The 18,958-nt window shown below is 45.2% G+C and carries 12 protein-coding genes; 6 read left to right on the top strand and 6 right to left on the bottom strand.

From position 1 onward, the window contains the following. The first annotated feature begins 195 nt into the window (after positions 1 to 195). On the top strand, positions 196 to 1,401 hold the full coding sequence (locus AB4405_RS20355; protein WP_372062594.1) for a Bcr/CflA family multidrug efflux MFS transporter: 1,206 nt from the start codon (positions 196 to 198) through the stop codon (positions 1,399 to 1,401). Continuing rightward, positions 1,401 to 2,057, top strand: coding sequence for a DUF2913 family protein (locus AB4405_RS20350; protein WP_102470071.1), 657 nt, complete (start codon positions 1,401 to 1,403; stop codon positions 2,055 to 2,057). The genes AB4405_RS20355 and AB4405_RS20350 overlap by 1 nt, the downstream gene beginning before the upstream one ends. Positions 2,058 to 2,223: 166 nt before the next feature. Here the strand turns inward: AB4405_RS20350 and AB4405_RS20345 are convergent, their stop codons facing one another. The 3 genes from AB4405_RS20345 to AB4405_RS20335 form a co-directional block, all read right to left on the bottom strand. Beyond that, positions 2,224 to 5,025 (bottom strand): Hsp70 family protein, encoded by a 2,802-nt coding sequence (locus AB4405_RS20345; protein WP_372062593.1) that lies wholly within the window; start codon positions 5,023 to 5,025, stop codon positions 2,224 to 2,226. Between the two features lie 95 nt (positions 5,026 to 5,120). Further along, positions 5,121 to 6,959: an Hsp70 family protein gene (locus tag AB4405_RS20340; protein ID WP_372062592.1), complete on the bottom strand. Its 1,839-nt coding sequence runs from the start codon at positions 6,957 to 6,959 to the stop codon at positions 5,121 to 5,123. Further along, on the bottom strand, positions 6,959 to 7,591 hold the full coding sequence (locus tag AB4405_RS20335; RefSeq protein ID WP_372062591.1) for a DUF2760 domain-containing protein: 633 nt from the start codon (positions 7,589 to 7,591) through the stop codon (positions 6,959 to 6,961). Before AB4405_RS20335 ends, AB4405_RS20340 begins: the two co-directional genes overlap by 1 nt. 381 nt (positions 7,592 to 7,972) lie before the next feature. Here AB4405_RS20335 and AB4405_RS20330 point away from each other — a divergent pair, with 381 nt between their 5' ends. Next, entirely contained in the window at positions 7,973 to 9,508 is a 1,536-nt protein-coding gene (locus AB4405_RS20330) for a diguanylate cyclase domain-containing protein (protein WP_372062590.1), read from the top strand. Positions 9,509 to 9,598: 90 nt separating this feature from the next. Next, positions 9,599 to 10,129: an exonuclease domain-containing protein gene (locus AB4405_RS20325; protein WP_372062589.1), complete on the top strand. Its 531-nt coding sequence runs from the start codon at positions 9,599 to 9,601 to the stop codon at positions 10,127 to 10,129. A 108-nt stretch (positions 10,130 to 10,237) separates the two neighbouring features. On the opposite strand, the gene AB4405_RS20320 is transcribed toward AB4405_RS20325, so the two are convergent. From AB4405_RS20320 to AB4405_RS20310, 3 genes are all read right to left on the bottom strand, one after another. Further along, complete coding sequence (locus AB4405_RS20320; protein WP_102470077.1) at positions 10,238 to 10,684, bottom strand: TerB family tellurite resistance protein; 447 nt, start codon at positions 10,682 to 10,684, stop codon at positions 10,238 to 10,240. Positions 10,685 to 10,755: 71 nt separating this feature from the next. Continuing rightward, positions 10,756 to 12,708 carry an alkaline phosphatase family protein gene (locus tag AB4405_RS20315; RefSeq protein WP_372062588.1) on the bottom strand — a complete coding sequence of 651 codons (1,953 nt, stop codon included), beginning with the start codon at positions 12,706 to 12,708 and terminating at the stop codon, positions 10,756 to 10,758. Further along, positions 12,705 to 13,133 (bottom strand): hypothetical protein, encoded by a 429-nt coding sequence (locus AB4405_RS20310; protein WP_372062587.1) that lies wholly within the window; start codon positions 13,131 to 13,133, stop codon positions 12,705 to 12,707. The genes AB4405_RS20315 and AB4405_RS20310 overlap by 4 nt, the downstream gene beginning before the upstream one ends. A 251-nt stretch (positions 13,134 to 13,384) precedes the next feature. Here AB4405_RS20310 and AB4405_RS20305 point away from each other — a divergent pair, with 251 nt between their 5' ends. Further along, entirely contained in the window at positions 13,385 to 14,710 is a 1,326-nt protein-coding gene (locus tag AB4405_RS20305; RefSeq protein WP_372062586.1) for a MipA/OmpV family protein, read from the top strand. 163 nt (positions 14,711 to 14,873) lie between these two features. After that, on the top strand, positions 14,874 to 18,800 hold the full coding sequence (hrpA, locus tag AB4405_RS20300; protein ID WP_372062585.1) for an ATP-dependent RNA helicase HrpA: 3,927 nt from the start codon (positions 14,874 to 14,876) through the stop codon (positions 18,798 to 18,800). Positions 18,801 to 18,958 lie beyond the last annotated feature (158 nt).

The raw sequence follows: 18,958 nt of genomic DNA, 5'->3' as shown, positions 1-18,958 counted from the left end.
ATGTGGCGACAAAGTTATAAGCATACCGTTACTCGTGCTTTCTTACTGCAATGAAACGAGCTCTGTGAGAATAAAAGCAGCTTTTTAGTAACAAAGGCAATGGTCGGCAATGACCTCAATTTGGAATGATTGAGTCTTTTTAGCTTATTTGAATGCATGGAATGCCTGATAATAGCGCAATCAATTAGGAGCGATATGAGTTCTAAACCACTATCGCAGCCCGACATACCCCAGCTAGGCCTTCTTTTATTCCTAGTTCTTGGCGCAATTGGTGCTCTTACACCACTCGCGATCGACATGTACTTGCCTGCAATGCCAACGATTGCACAAGACCTTGGGGTAAATGCCGGTGCTGTTCAAATAACACTTACGGTATACACAGCGGGTTTTGCGCTCGGTCAATTGTTACATGGACCTCTAACCGATAGTTATGGCCGCAGACCAATCTTACTCTTTGGAGTGTTCTTTTTTGGTATCGCTTCAGCGGTAAGTGCTACGACGACGAGTATAGAATCCTTGACGTTAGTACGAACCGCGCAAGGTTTTGCTGGCGCAGCGGCGGCGGTGATTATTCAAGCAATTGTACGCGATATGTTCGACAAAGAAGACTTTGCTCGAACCATGTCGTTTGTAACATTAGTGATTACGCTTGCCCCGTTAGTCGCGCCAATGATCGGCGGACACCTTGCTATTTGGTTCGGCTGGCGCTCAATTTTCTGGGTGTTAACCGCATTTTCTGTTGTCGTTATTGCTGCGGTATTGTGGAAAATACCAGAGACACTAGCACCAGAAAATCGACAACCATTGCGATTTCGAACCACGATAAAAAACTATGCACGTTTGTGTAAAAACCCAGTTGCGATGGGGCTGATGTTTTCAGGCGCCTTTTCGTTTGCAGGTATGTTTGCCTTCTTGACCGCGGGTTCGTTTGTCTACATCGATATTTACGGGGTGACACCCGATCAATTTGGATACCTGTTTGGTTTAAATATCATCACAATGATCATCATGACCAGCATCAACGGCCGCCTCGTCAAGAAAGTGGGTCTGCACGGCATGCTAAAGTTTGGCTTAAGCGTTCAGCTTTTTGCCGGGTTAGGGTTGTTAGCAAGTGGTCTTTTGGATCTTGGTATCTGGGGAATTGTTCCTTTTGTTATGTTGTTTATTGGGACACTCTCCACGATTGGTAGTAACTCAATGGGTCTACTATTGAGTGGTTACCCTAAAATGGCAGGGACGACTTCGTCGCTTGCTGGCACACTAAGATTTGGTACGGGTTCGTTGGTTGGCGCGATTGTTGCGGTTCTTCCGGGCGGATCTATTTGGCCAATGATTGTATTAATGGCCATTTGTTCGGTATTATCCGCGGGCTTATATTGGACACTAGGAAAAAAAGCATAATGTCTGAGTATTATTCAGAAATCCAAAACGTTGTGAACAGTGCACTTGAAGAACTAGAACAAGGGCATGAGAGTGGCAAGGTGATTAACTCACCGACGTCGAACAATTTGTTCCTGCTTCGTTGGGTAACAAAAAGTATTAAATCGCAACGCTTTCATAAAGTCATTGCTGGTGACATTATTCGATGGCAAAAAATGGGTCGTTCGAAAGGTAATGACGCCATGCTTGAATCTACTTTCCGTCGTATCTCTGGGTACTATGGAGAATTCTTTGGTGATGAAACTAAAGTCGTTACCGATGCAATGATTGAAACGTTCCTTGAAGATATGGAACAAGCAGACTGGGGTGTGACCACGTCTGAAGTGTTGACGGACGGCAGCAAGGTTCAATTTTTTACGGATGGCCAAAACTCATTTGCATTGTGTGCGAACCAATGTGATGACTGTTTTGATGGTGAAAAGTTGGTGAAACCAATGAGCTGGTTTGTACGTGGTAATCATGCAGAGTTTATTACCAAAGCGTATGAAGCGGGTTTTATGTTGCATAAGCGTACCGATTACAAATCGAAGGTTAAGTATCATGGGGAGTACCTTGTGTACCCAATGAATCAAGGCCCGCAGCTTGTTGAGATCCCGTTGTCTTATGTGGTTAAGTAAACCACTATAAAATGACGATTCATTATTAAACAACTCGGTTATTAATAATGATTGAGCGTAGATAAAAGAAAAGGTGAACCCTACATGGGCTCACCTTTTTTAATGTTTGTGCTTATCGTCTTAACCAGCAACCAGCAACCAGCAACCAGCAACCAGCAACCAGTAATTAGTGATTAATTAGTTGCAAACCAACGGGTAATGCGTCACCAAAGACTCGTTTTGAATCTGATTCTGATAATACTTGTACTTCGCTGACAAGCGAAATCCAGCTTTCTGGCGCCTTAGTTTGACGAAGTTTCGTTAAGATCTGTTCGCGGTAGTCATCAGCGATATCGAGTGTTCGATCCCCTGTTTTTCGACACATCAATACACACGCAAAGCCTATCATCGACTCTTTTGACCAATCAAGCGCAAGCAATTTAGGTAACCATTGCTCAATTTGTTCTTTAGGGATGACGTTGTGTTGACTGCCATATAATGGCGTGCGAGAACCCAAACGCCCTAAAGCCCAGCAATGAGCTTGTAGGAATTGAGGCTGGTTAATGATTTTGCTGAGATACCAACTCGCCAGCAAAACTTTATCATCCACATACAGGTTCTCCAAACTGGCCGAGAGTCGGACCATTGCCTCATAACCTTTGTCTTTTGCCGCTTGAAAGGTCTTGGCGTTTTTCATCGCGCCAGGGTGCAGGTATTTGGCGATGTCGCTCAGTATGATTTCCTGTTGTTCTTCATTGAGGCCACCAGAAACACGACGCCAAAATACCCACCAATCACTCCAGCCTTGATGGTTTTGAAACTGAATACCTTGCTGATAGATGCCCCAAATTTGTTCCATACGCCATGAATCCGTGGCATCGCCAAACCCAGGACGCATGCAAAAACCGGTAAGACGTAACCAGTTTTTTTCGTGTTGCTCAGAGCGGCGACGACGTTTACGGCCGAGCGTGAAGGTGTCGACAAGCGAACGAAGAGAGTGAAAGTCCCAGGCTTCTTTTTTGCCGAGCTTTTTCTCTAACTCTTTACTGAGCGTTTTAATTTCTTTGGTATCAGCGCTGTTTTTGTTGCCACTGTATAGCCGAGAAACTAACGCCTGACTCACCTCAAGACCTGGGTGGATCTTGATGTCATTTTGTTCGGATTGTTTATTGCGAACTTCAAACTCTAACTCCCAGCGCTGATTGTCATTTTCAACACTGACGCATTCAACTTTTAACGTACCCACTTCAGTTAACTGGCAAGCCAGTTGAACCTCGACGCGTTGCTTTTGATTCTCAGCGAGCGCGACATCGTCACCCTGTAACGTATTTATGTAGGGTGGTAATGGTAAGAACTGATCTGGGTCGATACTCGCTAACATGCCATTTTGTACTTTTTGATGTTGGCCAAAAAAATCATGGGTAGATGTTAACAAGTTAAAGCGAACAGGCTCGCCTAGCGTTAGCGAGAATCGGCGCCCAGACAATCGAATTTCTTGACCCTCATCTGTGCCTTTAGACAGCAAGCACAGTGCCTGACCTAGTTTGTTCTTTTCCTGAAGGTGTAAGAAATAAGAACGAGCACTACCGCCGCCAATCTTTAACTGTGCACCGCGCCGAGCTTTAGCAAACGCAACGGCTCCAAGCGCCACTGACCAATCAGGGTGGGGGTTATTCAGTAGGGTGACAGGCGATCCTTTCCAACCTTCGATAAGCTCGATAACACGCTTGGTCACTAATTGACTGTTAAACACGCCCCCGTTGAGCAAAATGCCGACTGGAATCGCAGGCTCTTTGTCACTGTTTAGGGCGTCTTTTGATACTTCTTGATGCAAATGCAAGAATTCGGAAACGTGTTTACTCACAGCAGGATCAGCCACGTAAGGCAGGCCAAACTCAACAACCGCGCTGCGCTTTTTATCGGGTAACTCACCGAACTCGGTAGTTGGGAAGAACCCATCTAAGGCGATGTTGTGGACTTCGGTTTTGCTTATTGAGATGCTTTTTGTGCCCCCAATGAGACGAGAACCACTTCCTAGCATCGTGATCTTCATTTCATCGGGTGCCGCTTCTGAGAGTAACGCTTCTTTGGCTTTGCGAGTTTGTTGGATAAGCTTAGTCAAGCTCGCGGCATTCAGTTTCTTTGTTTGGTTAAAACGTTGCTCGGCCACGTGGGCGAGGGCTAAGTCGAGGTTGTCTCCGCCCAGCATCAAGTGCTCACCAACCCCAATACGGTTCAATGCTAAGGTATTGTCGTCATCATGTGTTGCTTCAATTAAGCTTAAATCAGTCGTACCACCGCCAACATCACACACCAATATGAGCGGTATTTGAGCCAGCTCTTGTGAAGCCGTTTCTTTATGTCTAGCGTACCAGTCATAACACACCGCTTGTGGTTCCTCGAGTAGATGCACTCGAAGTAGTCCTGCTTTCTTTGCTGCGTCTAAGGTCAGCTTTCGCGCAGTTTCATCAAACGAGGCCGGCACCGTGATGACGACATCTTGGTCTTCAAGCTTGTTGTAATGGTGACGGTGGTTCCACGCTTGGCGAATATGGTTGAGATAACTTGCACTCGCGATAACGGGGGAGACTTTTTCTACATCTTGGGTACCAGCCCATGGCAGAATATCGTCCTCTCGGTCAACGCCTTGGTGTGAGAGCCAGCTTTTAGCGCTGGACACCTGGCGTCCTTCTACTTTCGCACCAAGCTCTCGTGCCCATTCACCAATAATGACCTTGTTGAGATCGCCTGCAACCGGCTGGTGTTCCCATGGAAGCGTTAAATCGGAGTCGGAGACTTGTTGAGAGGCGGGGTGATAGCGAAACGAAGGCAGTAATGTTTTACGCACCACTTCACCGGGCCCGACTAGCTGGTCGATTTCAAATAGTTCAACGGGCACGTTTGAGAGGTCGTCTTGAATTTCACAGAATGCAACGACGGTGTTGGTTGTGCCTAGGTCAATACCAACCAAATATTGAGAAGATGCCATGATGCGCTCCAATCAGATATGAGAAGAGACAAACGGCACTAAAAAGTGCCGTTTGAGATAGGGTGTTTCAAAGGTCAATATGGGTAACCTAAACGCTAGGCGTCTTCACGGACGTCAAATTCAACGTGCCATTTTTGACCATTATCGGCGGCGATAGCTTCGAGGTATAACGTACCGAGCTCCGTGACTCGCGAGGAGAGTGTGACCGGGACTACTTCACCGCTGGTTCTGCCTTCAGACACCGGTAAGGTGACTTGGATTTCTGGCAGTTCTTCTAGCTCTTCAGGCTTCCAATAATCTAGGTGTACGCCAGCATTGTCTTCACGACGTATCGTTGAACCAAAGAATTGGAAGTGAACCGGCTGGCCGATCACTAATCCAAATTCTTGACTAGGAACATCGACACTGCTGCCTTCTTCCATGCCAAATGGTGCGACACAAAGTGCTTCCATTGGTGGTGCCATGCCTGGAATCGCCGGCATCGCACTTTCAATACCGATATAGTAGCTTGATGCAATACCACCACGAATACGAACGCCTTGTCCACGACGTACACTGCCGTAGTATGCCGCGCCGCTTGCTACCGCGAGGTCAAGATCAAGACCAGTCAACATTTTCGCTGAGCTCGCATTCGCGGTTTCTAACCAGCTATTGATGGTGTTAAAAAGACGGTCAGAAAGCAGAGGTGACTTTAATACACCACCGTTGAAAAGTACTGCCGTTGGTTTGATAAACTCAGGCGCGGCTTGCATGCCTGGCATTCCTGCGAAAGCTTGATCCGCTGCGTTACTTTGGCGGCTCAAAAAGGCAGCAATGTGACGTGTCACCGCCGCGTCTTGAGCATAAGGCAGGCCCATTTGCGTCAATGCACCGCGTGAACGCTGTACAGGGTGTTCTTGAATCCCAACTTGCGGGAAGAACCCATCTACCAACGTTTGCTGTACTTCTTCTTGAGTCAACTCAGTTTTGAGCGTTGCGCCAAGCAATTTAGAACCACGGCTTGGTACAACGATTGGGACGGACTGAAGCTCTGAATCATTCAAAAGCGCTTCTTTGGCGTCGCGGCATGCGTGAGTCATCGCTTGAACTTGCCACGGTTGCAGCTCTTTGCCGTCTTGAGCAAGCTTCATTTTAAGGCGATAAGCCAGAGCAAGATCCATATTGTCACCGCCAAGCAAGATATGCTCACCAACAGCAACACGTTCTAGATTTAGGTTTCCTTCGTTTTCAGTAACGGCAACCAAAGACAAATCGGTCGTACCGCCACCCACATCAACGACAAGTACAATGTCGCCCACGTCAACTTCATCGCGCCATGCATCATTGCTATTGTCGATCCAGCTATAAAGTGCCGCTTGTGGCTCTTCAAGTAGTGTTAGATGCATTAAACCAATATTACGCGCCGCTTCTGCCGTGAGATCTCGAGCGGCTGGGTCGAATGAAGCCGGAACCGTGATGGTGACATCTTGTTCTTCGAGCTTAGCGTCTGGATGTACGTGATTCCAAGCGTTTTTAAGATGCTCTAGGTACAATTCTGTGACGCGCAATGGTGATACCTTGACGACTTCTTCTGGGCTGCCTTGTGGCAAAAAGTCTTCTCTACGGTTTACACCACCATGGCATAACCATGATTTCGCACTCGCGACCAAACGAATAGGGGTTTTTGATCCCAAGTTGCGAGCAATGGCACCTACGAGTGCATTGGGTTGTTCCGTCCATGGCAATGTACGTGAGCCATGGCCAAGCTCGTGTTCGTGTGGCTGGTAAAGAAATGAGCCAAGCTGGCTAAGGCTTTCGACGGTGCCAGGTGAGGTCAGTTGAGGAATTGACATCACTTCTACTTCGGCGTTTTCATCCTGCGCGTCAACAAATGACATAACGCAGTGCGTGGTACCAAGGTCGATACCAACACTAAATTTTGCGTTGTGATCCATTATAATTCTACCTCTGCTGGAGCGATGATTGAGGCATCGTAATTTTCAGACAACTTCGGCAAATTAATGTTGTCCGCTTTCCAGCCTTTATGAACTAACACACCAGAGAATGGTGCGTTACCAGTGACATTGCCCGTTAGGCGAATAGCTTGTGGATTAAAGCCTTCTTCAATAGTGAGGCGCGATTCTTCGTCTTCAGTACGAATTGGAGAAAGAACGAAGTAGTCGCCGATGACTTTTTTACCACCAGAATGAACGACTCGCGCTGCTGCGCCAACTTCTTCATCAGAGAAAGCCGTCAGATCTTCTTGGAGGAAGTCAATAATACGCGCTTCCTGTTGCATAAGGGACAGCAGTTGCATTGCTGAATCGGTAGGCGCGGTGGCGAGTTTAGATTCGATTTCGACGACTTTCTCAACAACTTTTTCTACTTCAATAATCTTTTCTACTTCAACGATTTTTTCTACAGGTTTTTCAACCTCAATAATCTTTTCGATAGGTTTCTCTACGATTTTTTCAACGACTTTACTCTTACGAGAAACCGCAATAGCTAAAAGCAGTACGCTGGATGCCGCAAGGCCCGCGTGGAGCATGTCGAAGGTTGTAGGAATAACATTTAGATCGAAGGTCATAGGGGATTCTCTATGTGTCTGTCATTAGGTGCTAACTTTGGGGCGAATTCTAACATAATCAAGACTCTTAGCGCGATGCTTTCACAATAATGTCATTTGAAAGTGAGTTTATTGGTGAATAAATAAGCATATAGTGATGATTTTACAAATTTAAGTGATCTTTGCTGTTTTTCTAACCTTAGTGACTAGGGCGGAAGAAAAAGGCGTGTAAAATCTGATGCATAGGTGAAAAATAAGAGTACACAGTACCGTTATTTTATCTATGCAGTGGTGAAATAAGTCATTCGTGAGTGTGCTGATGGTGGCACATTGGCTGACGGCGTAAATAACAACAATCAGCACTGCTTAAAAAATAATTATTAGCTAGGGCAGTAATTCAGGATGAATACAGGTTTAAATACGGGCGATCATGGAGTGAAGCGATACTCAGTGATGGTCTTCATTATCGGGTTGTTAATAACACTATTTATTACACATATCGTCTACACAGGGCAGCAAAAGCTTGCCGAATCCAATTTTGATTTCCTCATACAAAACCAAGCCGAAAATATTAAAGAACTGGTGATGATGGATGTTAGCTTTATAGGCTCGGGGGCGGGCTTTTATCATGCCACCACTCCGGATGCTTGGCGCAGTTTTGCATCTTTTGCTGAGCCTCTAGTTGCAAGCTCAAAAAGCTTGATCGCTATGCAATGGATGAAAAAAGTGTATCCAGAGCAACTTGATAGCCATGTGGCAAGGGTGCGTGAGCGATTCCCTGATTATGCTATCTATACTGTTCCGAAAGATCAGCCGGTGACGCAGGGATATATTCTTGAAAATGATGCTCCCATCTACGTGGCGAGTGATATTTTTCCGGTTAACACTGCTAACCTAAGAGCTTTGGGGTACTACTCTTCAAGAGAGCGCGTTCGCCGCGTTATCGAAAAGTCGATGCTTGACGGCCAACCCAGTTTATCGGATAAAATTCGATTGTTACAAGATGGGTTTGATCGTTCGATTCCAAAACAAGGCATGTTGGTTTATCACCCGGTATTTGAGCCGGGTGGTGCAGCGTTGCGAGGCGTTGTGATTGGTGTGATTCGGACAACGGTGTATTTTGAACAGATTGTGTCGAGAACATCGATTGACAAGGAAGTCGGGATTCGCGTTGTGGACTTAGGATTCGACGCAGAAGATGATCCTATTATGTATCAAAGTGAATCTTGGAACGCGATACAAGGCGATGAGAAAGTCGTAAAAATAGACTTGTATGACCGCCAATGGAGCCTGCAATTTCGACACGATAGCTCGTTGGCTGGTAACGAGACGCTGATTTTAGTATGCGTGGTGTCTGGCGGGATGATTATTTCATTGCTGCTGGCGTACGTTGTACAGCTTATGCTGCGAGAACAGCGCCGTTTGACAAAACTAGTGAATCGTCGAACCAAAGATCTGCAGTATTTAGTTGAACGTGATCCGTTGACAGAGGTGCATAACCGTCGGGCGTTCAATAGACTGGTTGAGTATCATATATCTTGTAATAAGCCATTCTCGTTGGCGATCTTGGATATTGATTTATTCAAGCGAATTAACGATCAATATGGCCATGTGATTGGCGATGAAATTTTGGTTCAAGTTGCTTCGCATATAAAGCGAAATATGTATCCCGATGACATGCTATTTCGATTAGGAGGAGACGAGTTTGCGATTATCAGTCGCTGTATTGATTATGCGTCGTTACAGCGTTATCTAATGAGCATTTGTGATCAAGTCCGGGGGCTTAACTGGTTGGAGATTGATACTCAATTCCACTGCACACTCAGTATTGGCGCTGCGGTTTATCGTGGAGAGTCGTTAGAGCATCTGATGAATCGTGCCGATGAGCAGTTATACATCAGTAAGGCTAGAGGCCGTGATAAAGCGAATGTTGCTTGATTCTAAAGCAGTTAAGCCCGGAGCTATCGAGGTTTCGATTGTTTTGAGCTACACTTCTGCCCGTTGTTTATTTGATAATCTAAAGTTGCTATGAATTATAACCGCGTCGTTTGTTTTGATCTTGAAATGTGTTGTTGGAATGTTGATGGCGTCGGCACGACTGGAGAGATCATTGAAGTTGGTTTGGCAGAAATAGACCTCGTGACTCAGCAAGTGGTGAAACGGGCTCAATACTATGTGAAGCCAGAAACAGACGAAGTTTCGTTATTCTGCGCTGAGTTAACTGGGATTACCCCGCGAAAAATAGAAAAACAAGGCCGACCATTAGCGGCGGTGATTCAGTCGATGGCCAAAAACTTTGGTGGTCGCAACAAAATATATGCCGCTTGGGGGCGAGATGATGCCATCTTGTTCGAAGAATGCATTGCTAAAGGTATCACCCCCCCGTTCAAAGAGTTTGTGAATCTTGCGACACTCTATCGTATGCAAAATCGACTCAAGGAAAAGCGTATAGGCCACAAAGCTGCGCAAGAAGCAAAAGGTATCGAATGGGAAGGGCGTCAGCATTCTGGTTATGTTGATGCTTATAACCTCGCTAAACTTGCGTTAACGATGTTGTAGTCGATTCAATGTCGCTATTCGTGTTATGAGTCAATCATAAACCGAACAGCCGAGGTGACTCTGGCTGTTCAAAAGACACTGATGCGATACATGACGAGTATGTATTCGCTATTTGTTCACTATTTGAAGTTTTGCTCGAATGAACTCACTGTGATCAACGTACAGAAGTTCGGCGACCTTACGAATCACGGCATCCTCTAACGGGTCAATGATGCCATCTGCGTTAGCCACTTCCCACATGGCTTTAATTAATTCAAATCGTTTCTCTTGAGACAGTTCGCGTAACCCAGATGTGAAATCATAGAGTGATGCTGATTCTTTCACTTTCTCTTTTGCCTGTTGGATCAATAATTGCGCGTCATCATCAGTTAACTCAAGTAAGCGAGCGATGAGCGTTTGTTTCGCTTGCTCCTCTTTTAAGTCGATGTGATGATCGGCATTCGACACTTCGCACAATAGCGCCGCAATGGCAAGATTTGGGCTAATGGTGTTGCTTTGTGATAAATCGCTACCCTCGATCAATTGTTTAAATATAGAGGTGATTGAACTAAACATAGGGGATCCTCATTTGACGCCTAACCATTAATACATAGTGTCTCATGAAGCGAAACTCAAGCACTTTGTGTTTAGGAATGATCATTAATTTCAGGGAAATGTGTTTCAGTGCCGTCGCTGTGTATGACGCAGATTTCGCTTGGCTTACCATCACTATCGAGTTTAAGTCGGCCAATACCGCTACGATTAACCAAGTGGTTCGACGCTGGTGGACTTGGATGGCGCTTAAATATTTTCAACTGCTTACGCTTAGTAAACCAGTTAAGCGGAGAGCGAGGGGTGTAAAGCCACGCATCAAGCTTGCCAAATAGATTGAGCAGTACTGCCGGAAACTCGTTCTTAATGCCACTACAAGTAATTTGATAAATATGAGAGTCGGTTTCTCGATAGCGAAGCGCGATATCATAAACAAAGGAGTAATGAACATCACCGGATAGGATGACAAAGTTTTTCGGCGTTTTTGAATGAGTGAAAATCGATAATAATGTATTCGCACTGCCCGGGTGCGCCATCCAGTTCTCTGCATCGATCATCAGTGGTTTTCCTGCAATCGTCGCCAGACGTTGCATGGTTTCAATGAACTTTACACCGAACATCGGCGCGGCTGATACAACGATGACTGAGTCTTGATCGATCAGCTCGTGTTGAAATTCAACCAAGGCTTCCCAATCCATAAGACCTGAGGGCTTGTTTAGGTTCGACTCCGATCGCCAGCGTCGAGTTCTTGTATCTAACACGACGACTTTTGGCGTTGAGTTGATGGAAAAATGCCAGCGCTCATACCGCAACAAATCATAGATAGTCTCATCAAGAATTTGCTTGTCCAACTGAGCCGAGGGCTCTCCGGGTTTGAATAAGTTCGTTAGTGTACGGTGCCAGTCGGTGTGATAGATGCTCGGGTCGTTTCCCCATGCTTGGCACAATAAATAGGATAATAAGCCATTGCCGATGATCTGTTTTGAAAACGGGTGTTCATAGGCTGCTTTTTCCCATCCCACAGTTAAATTCCAATCATCGGTAATATCATGGTCATCAAAAATCATGTACGTCGGGATATGTGCAAGTACGCGACGCACTTGTGACAAGCCTTCAATGAACTGATTAATGTGCGCTTTTTCTTCATACCATTCTTGCTGGAAATGAAGCGATAGACTTTCACCGTTGACGATGAATTGCGCGTCTTCGAGCCGGTCAATATTGACATGTGTCCATAATTCTGGAGACCACACCAACAGATACATAGCAATGAACTCGGAAAACGTGACGAGATGGTTATGAGCGTCAGTAGAGCTAAAGATAGGGGTGTCGCTGGTATTAAACCTTGTTTGTTGCGGCCTTGCTTTGGGCAACAGCTCATCTCTACGGTAAAGGGTTTTAGGGTGCAGATACAGCGCTTGGCTGTCGGCAACCGACCCCTTAGTAAAGTCTTCATTTGGTAGCTCTAGAAGCTCAATTACTTGGTGAATAGCGTCGAGCATTGGCCCCGCCACATGGTCGGCATAGATCTGGTCGCCATTGAGTAATAACATGTCAGGGCGATGGTGAATGCTCTTTTGTAGCTGAGCATCGATGGCCAATAAACTATCGCCACTGTGGTGGTGGGGGTTCCTGCACGAACCATGGAGTATATGGTCGGCACGATCGGAAACATTAAAGTCAATCCCACGCCCTTCAGAATAAGAAAGGTCTGTTGGTAAAATACTGTTGTTTACCTCGTCAATAAAAATGTCATATCGAGCGTTTATATCCAATCTAAGGTGATGGGCGTCCGTTGCAAGGTTTTGAGTATCGAATGTGAAGTCAGGCTTGAAATGCGCGAGTATGATCCATAACTTGGGACTTAGTTGGTATGACTGTTCGTAGGAAATAGCGAAGTTTTCCGTCGTCTCACCATGTTGCAATGAAATAATTAGACGCGTTGGCTCAACCGACGATGCCATCCACAATGAAAACTCGTGCGGATTGACGCGCCTTAAAATTGGACCTGCAAGAATAGGGGCAAGAGACAACACGTGAGCAGTCATGATAGGTTCTCTTCAAGCGGTTGGGTTTGTAGTGTCGGTTCTTCGGTTGAAGTCAGTGATAGTTCAGGATGATTATCTACGCTATCCATTGATTCAAGTAACTCAACAAATTCACTGCTTGTGGACTCATGTCCGACGAGAAAAAATGCCAACAGTGCATCGATAGTGGTGTCTGAATGCTGAGATTGGGTCACGATGTCAGTCAGTCGAGTCCGTAATAGTTCGATTTCATGATCGACAAAGCCACGCCCTTCAGCGCCATCTTCCCCTTCATCTGGGGCATTATCAAACCCTAAGAATAACAGGTCGTTATCAAGTTTTGCTTCTACAAGACGCTCTGGCAGCCACTTTTCGCCTGTCACGACGTGGCATTCTCTGTCAATTGGCAAAGAATCGAGGATATTTTTTAAATTTGATACTTTCACGATTGGTCTAAATAGTGGAAACTATGTCACCGATAATGTGGTGCTATCGATCAACCGATGGGCCAATCACACTGTCGTGACATATAAATTCAATAAAACTAATAATATAACAACTCTTCTTCTTAGGGGTAGCGGTTGTTAGTATATTTGACATGATGCTTGCCTACCATCGGTAACATCGGTCTATTTTGTTGACACGAGCCCTAGTTTTTGTACTAAGAATGATTATTCGGCTGGAGAAACTGTAAGACATGATAAAGAAAAATCTCGCGTTGGGAGTGGCTGTTATTTTAGGTAGCCCCTCGGCCGCAAATGCAGCGCAAGAGGCAGAATGGGGTATTGCCGCGGTTTGGCGTACAGCAAATATCCCTTTTGAAACGCAGAGTGAAGATTCTACCGTGAGTACGTTCATCCCAATGATGTACTTCAAAAATGACTATGTGTTCCTCGACGGCATGACGGCAGGCGCGCATCTTTATAAAACGGATGATAAACAATTTGAATTGAATGCCATTACTCGACTACGTTTTATTGATATCCCAGCCGATGAACAAAATGCAGCGGGAGGGGATACCCTCGATTATGGTCTGCAATTGCGATACAACTTGGATGAGACGTGGCACCTTGATACAGAATTGATGACTGACAACGAGTTTCGCAAACACGCTAACTTGAGGTTACAAGGGACGCTAGATTACGGCGATCTTGAATTAAAGCCGAATGTCACACTGCGTTACAAAGACTCTGGATTTAATACGGAGTATTACGGTTCTTACAACGGCTATAGCCAAGACATCAATGGGGCGTTCGATTATGCCATGGGTGTTGACGCCAAATATCATGTGGTTTCAAACCTGTACATGTTGGGTTCGACGAACATTCGAATGCTTGATAATGCAGCGTATCATTCCGATGTCATTAAAGATCGATTTGAGGGTGAAGTTTACCTAGGGTTTGGCTTCTTCAATGAGAAGAAAAAAACAACAACATCTAAAGCGAAACAACATAGCCGGGATATCAGCACGAAGCCATACGTGAGAGTCGCGCACGGTTATGCATCGCCATCGGATATGGGTGATATTCTGACGTTCAATGGAAAACGTGACCCATACAATAACCAAGTAACCTCTATTTTTTACGGACACCCGTTAACCGATGAGTTGTTTGGTTTGCCTCTTGATATCTATTTGAGCCCAGGCTATGCGCATCACTGGAGTTCAGAAGTGCAAGAGACAGGCAATGAATTTGTGGCACTTATTAAAGCCTACTACACCTTTAACTGGCCGGTGAAAATGCGACTTGGTGTTGGTAATGGTGTGTCGTATATCGACAACGTGACTTACATTGAACAGCAAGAAATGGATAAGAAAGAAAAACGTGCCAGTCACGTTATGAACTACATTGATATCTCTTATGATGTCAATATTGGTTCAATCTTCAGAAAACCAAAGTGGGAAGCCTTGTGGTTGGGTTATTCATTACATCATCGAAGTGCTATTTTTGAAGCTTCATCGCAGTTCGGTCGAATCAAAGGCGGCAGTAACTACAGTACGGTTTACCTACAGTATGACTTTTAGCCATTTCAGATTTAAGCCGAGAGTTTGTGATTGAGCTAGCGGCATATAAGCTAAAAAGCCTCGCGTAAGCGGGGCTTTTTATTGTCGCCTGAGTTAACGCCAACACTGAGCTGTGCTACAATCCGGCCAGTTTGTAAATCGTAAAATTGAACTAGGAAACGTTTTGACTTCCTCTCTCTCTGAAAACAATAAAAATAATCCGGCGGCTAAAGCCAATAATGCACATTCGTTGAAGAAAGCACTGAATGACTGCATGATTCGCGACCGTTTTCGTCTGCATAAACGCATAAACGGTGCGAGCCGTATTAAGAATGAGCAGTCAAAAACGGCCGTGTTTGATGAAATTGCGATGGATATTGCGCAATCAATGATGAAAGCGCAGCAACGTAGCGCGCACAAAGCGACGATCAACTACCCAGAATTGTTGCCAGTTAGTCAAAAGAAAGATGATATTGCAAAAGCAATATTAGAAAACCAAGTGGTCATCGTTGCCGGTGAGACAGGGTCGGGGAAAACGACTCAGCTACCAAAAATCTGCTCAGAGCTTGGTCGTGGAAAGTTTGGTCTTATTGGCCATACTCAACCACGTCGACTTGCTGCTCGTTCAGTGGCCAACCGCATTGCTGAAGAGATGGACTCCCAATTAGGCGAGTTTGTCGGCTATAAGGTCCGATTTAACGACCAGATTTCAGACAACACGCAAATTAAGCTGATGACCGATGGTATCTTGCTAGCTGAGATCCAACATGACCGTTACCTCAATCAATATGACACCATCATTATCGATGAAGCGCACGAGCGTAGCCTCAACATCGATTTTATCTTGGGTTATCTAAGAGAGTTGTTACCAAAGCGCCCAGACCTCAAGATCATCATCACGTCCGCGACTATCGATCCAGAGCGTTTTTCAAAACACTTCAACGACGCGCCGATTATAGAGGTCTCAGGCCGCACTTACCCAGTTGATACACGTTATCGTCCATTGAATGGCGATGATGACGCCGATCGCGATCAGCTTGAAGGGATCTTTGAAGCCGTTGACGAGTTGTGTGATGAAGGGCTTGGCGACATCCTGATCTTTATGAACGGTGAACGAGAGATTCGTGATACCGCAGATGCGCTCAATAAACGTAACTTGCGTGACACTGAAGTGGTTCCTTTATATGCGCGACTATCATCAGGCGAACAGAACAAGATCTTCCAGTCGCATACCGGTCGACGCATTGTATTAGCAACCAACGTAGCAGAAACGTCATTAACGGTGCTAGGCATTCGTTATGTCATTGACCCAGGTACGGCGAGAATTAGCCGCTATAGCTACCGGACAAAAGTGCAGCGACTGCCAATAGAAGCGATCTCACAAGCCAGTGCCAATCAACGGAAAGGGCGATGTGGCCGTGTGGCTGAAGGTATCTGTATTCGTCTTTACTCAGAAGAAGATTTTGAGTCTCGTAGTGAGTTTACCGATCCTGAGATTTTACGCACCAACCTGGCTTCTGTTATTTTGCAAATGACGGCATTAGGGCTGGGCGATATTGATGCCTTCCCATTCGTTGAAGTGCCAGACAAGCGCAATGTCCAAGATGGTATTCGTTTGCTTGAAGAGTTAGGTGCCATTAACGACAAAGCAACGGATCCACGTAAACGTTTGACGCCAATTGGGCGACAGTTATCCAAATTGCCAATCGATCCAAGACTTGGTCGTATGGTCTTAGAAGCACCAAAGTTAGGGTGCTTGAAAGAAATCATGGTAATTGCGTCAGCGCTATCGATTCAAGACCCGCGTGAAAGACCGAGTGATAAACAACAAGCGTCGGATGAAAAGCATCGTCGATTCTTTGATAAAGAATCAGACTTTATGGCTTTCGTTAATCTATGGGACTACATCCAAGGCAAACAAAAAGAGCTGACAGGCAATCAATTTAGACGTCATTGTAAAACGGATTACCTGAACTACTTGCGCGTGCGTGAATGGCAGGATGTGTATTTTCAAATTCATCAAGCCATGCGTGAAATGGATGGTAAAGTCAATCAAGAACCCGCGAATGAGCAGTCCATTAATACCGCTTTACTTGTCGGTTTGCTGTCCCACATAGGCGTTAAAGACCAAGAGAAGAATGAATACCAAGGTGCTCGTAATGCCCGTTTTCATATCTTCCCAGGGTCAGGGCTGTTTAAGAAACAACCCAAGTGGATCATGTCAGCTGAGTTGGTCGAAACCTCAAAGCTGTGGGGACGAATCATTGCCAAGATTCAGCCAGAATGGATAGAACCTGTTGCGAAGCACTTGGTGAAAACCAGTTACAGCGAGCCGCATTGGTCCAAAAAACAAGCGGCCGTCATGGCTCATGAAAAAGTCATGTTGTACGGGATCCTCATTGTTCCTAAGCGCCTTGTGAACTATAGCAATATCGATCCGGCAGTGAGTCGTGAAATCTTTATTCGCAGTGCATTGGTCGAAGGTGAGTGGGAAACTAAGCATGCGTTTTTTAAGAAAAACCGTAAGTTGCTTCTTGAAGTAGAAGAGCTTGAGCATAAATCTCGTCGTCGCGACATATTGGTTGATGACGATGACCTGTTTGATTTCTATGACCAGCGAGTGGATACCGATGTCGTTTCCGGACGACACTTTGACACTTGGTGGAAAAAAGCCAGTCAAAAGAACAAAGACTTGCTGAATTTTGAGAAAGAACAGTTATTTAAGGGCGATGCTAGCCACGTCACTGAGTTGGATTACCCGAACTTTTGGTATCAAGGCGATTTTAAACTCAAACTGAGTTATCAGTTCGAGCCGGGCGAAGATAACGATGGAGTGACGGTTCACATTCCGTTGCCGATATTAAACCAAATCGACAGTGAAGGGTTTGATTGGCAAATTCCAGGGCTTCGACAAGAACTCATTATTAGCTTGATTAAGTCGCTGCCTAAAACAGTAAGAAAGAACTTTGTACCTGCGCCTAACTATGCCGATGCATTCTTGGCTCGAACGAAAGTGATGGAAGCGCCGCTATTGGACTCGCTGGAAAAAGAACTGCGTCGAATGACGGGCGTTGAGATTCTTAGAGAACAATGGAATCTGTCTCAGTTAACGGATCACTTAAGAATCACTTTTAGAGCGGTGGATCATCGAAACCGTAAACTCAAAGAAAATCGCGACCTTTACGAGCTTAAAGAAAGCCTAAAAGATAAAGTACAAGCAACCTTATCTAAAGTTGCGGATGACGACATCGAACAGCAAGGGTTGCATACTTGGAGTTTTGGTGAGCTTCCTAAGGTTTACTCTCAGAAACGAGGTGGATTCGATGTTAAGGCTTATCCAGCGCTAATGGATAAGAAAGACAGCGTTGAAATTAAGTTGTTCGAGACCGAAGTTGAGCAGGAGTTGGTTATGAAGGAAGGGCAGCGCCGCTTGGTGCTACTCAATGTACCTTCACCGATAAAATACTTGCACACGAACTTACCCAACAAATCTAAACTTGGGTTGTATTTCAACCCATATGGCAAAGTGTTAGACCTTATTGATGATTGTATATCGTGCGGTATTGATAAGTTGATCGAAGAGCAAGGTGGCTTGGTCTGGGATTCTGAGAAATTTGATACATTGAAAGAGCATGTACGTGCAAACTTAGATGAGACAGTGGTGGATATTGCTCAACAGGTCGAGACCATTCTTACCACGGCGTTTAACCTGAACAAAAAACTCAAAGGACGAGTGGATTTATCCATGGCCTTTGCCTTATCTGATGTTAAAGCTCAGATAGAAGGCTTGATTTTTAAAGGGTTTGCGACAGAGTGTGGCTGGAAACGCTTGCCTGATATTTTGCGCTATCTTCGCGCGATTGAACGCCGCTTAGAAAAACTGCCGATCGACCCAAATCGTGACCGTATGCATATTCTGAAAGTGGAATCAGTCACACAAGATTACAAAGAATTACTGAATAAAATTCCGAAAGGGATGAAGATACCTGAGAATGTGAAAGAAGTACGCTGGATGCTTGAAGAGCTTCGAGTGAGTTACTTTGCACAGCAATTAGGCACACCGTATCCTGTGTCTGATAAACGGGTTCGTAATGCCATCGATGCATGTTGATTGTAGATATCAACATGCATTCGATATTTTCATGAAAACAATGAATTAATTCAATAAGTTTGACTTAAATTTGAACTTTTAGCATTCCGTAAAGGGTATGCTATGTGTTATAAAGCTTCGCGGTGGCTTTTATTGGACTCGCCGCTATTTCATAGACA

The sequence above is a fragment of the Vibrio sp. 10N.261.51.F12 genome, from assembly GCF_041471725.1.
Lineage (GTDB): Bacteria > Pseudomonadota > Gammaproteobacteria > Enterobacterales > Vibrionaceae > Vibrio.
This window is presented reverse-complemented; position numbering and strand designations above follow the sequence as displayed.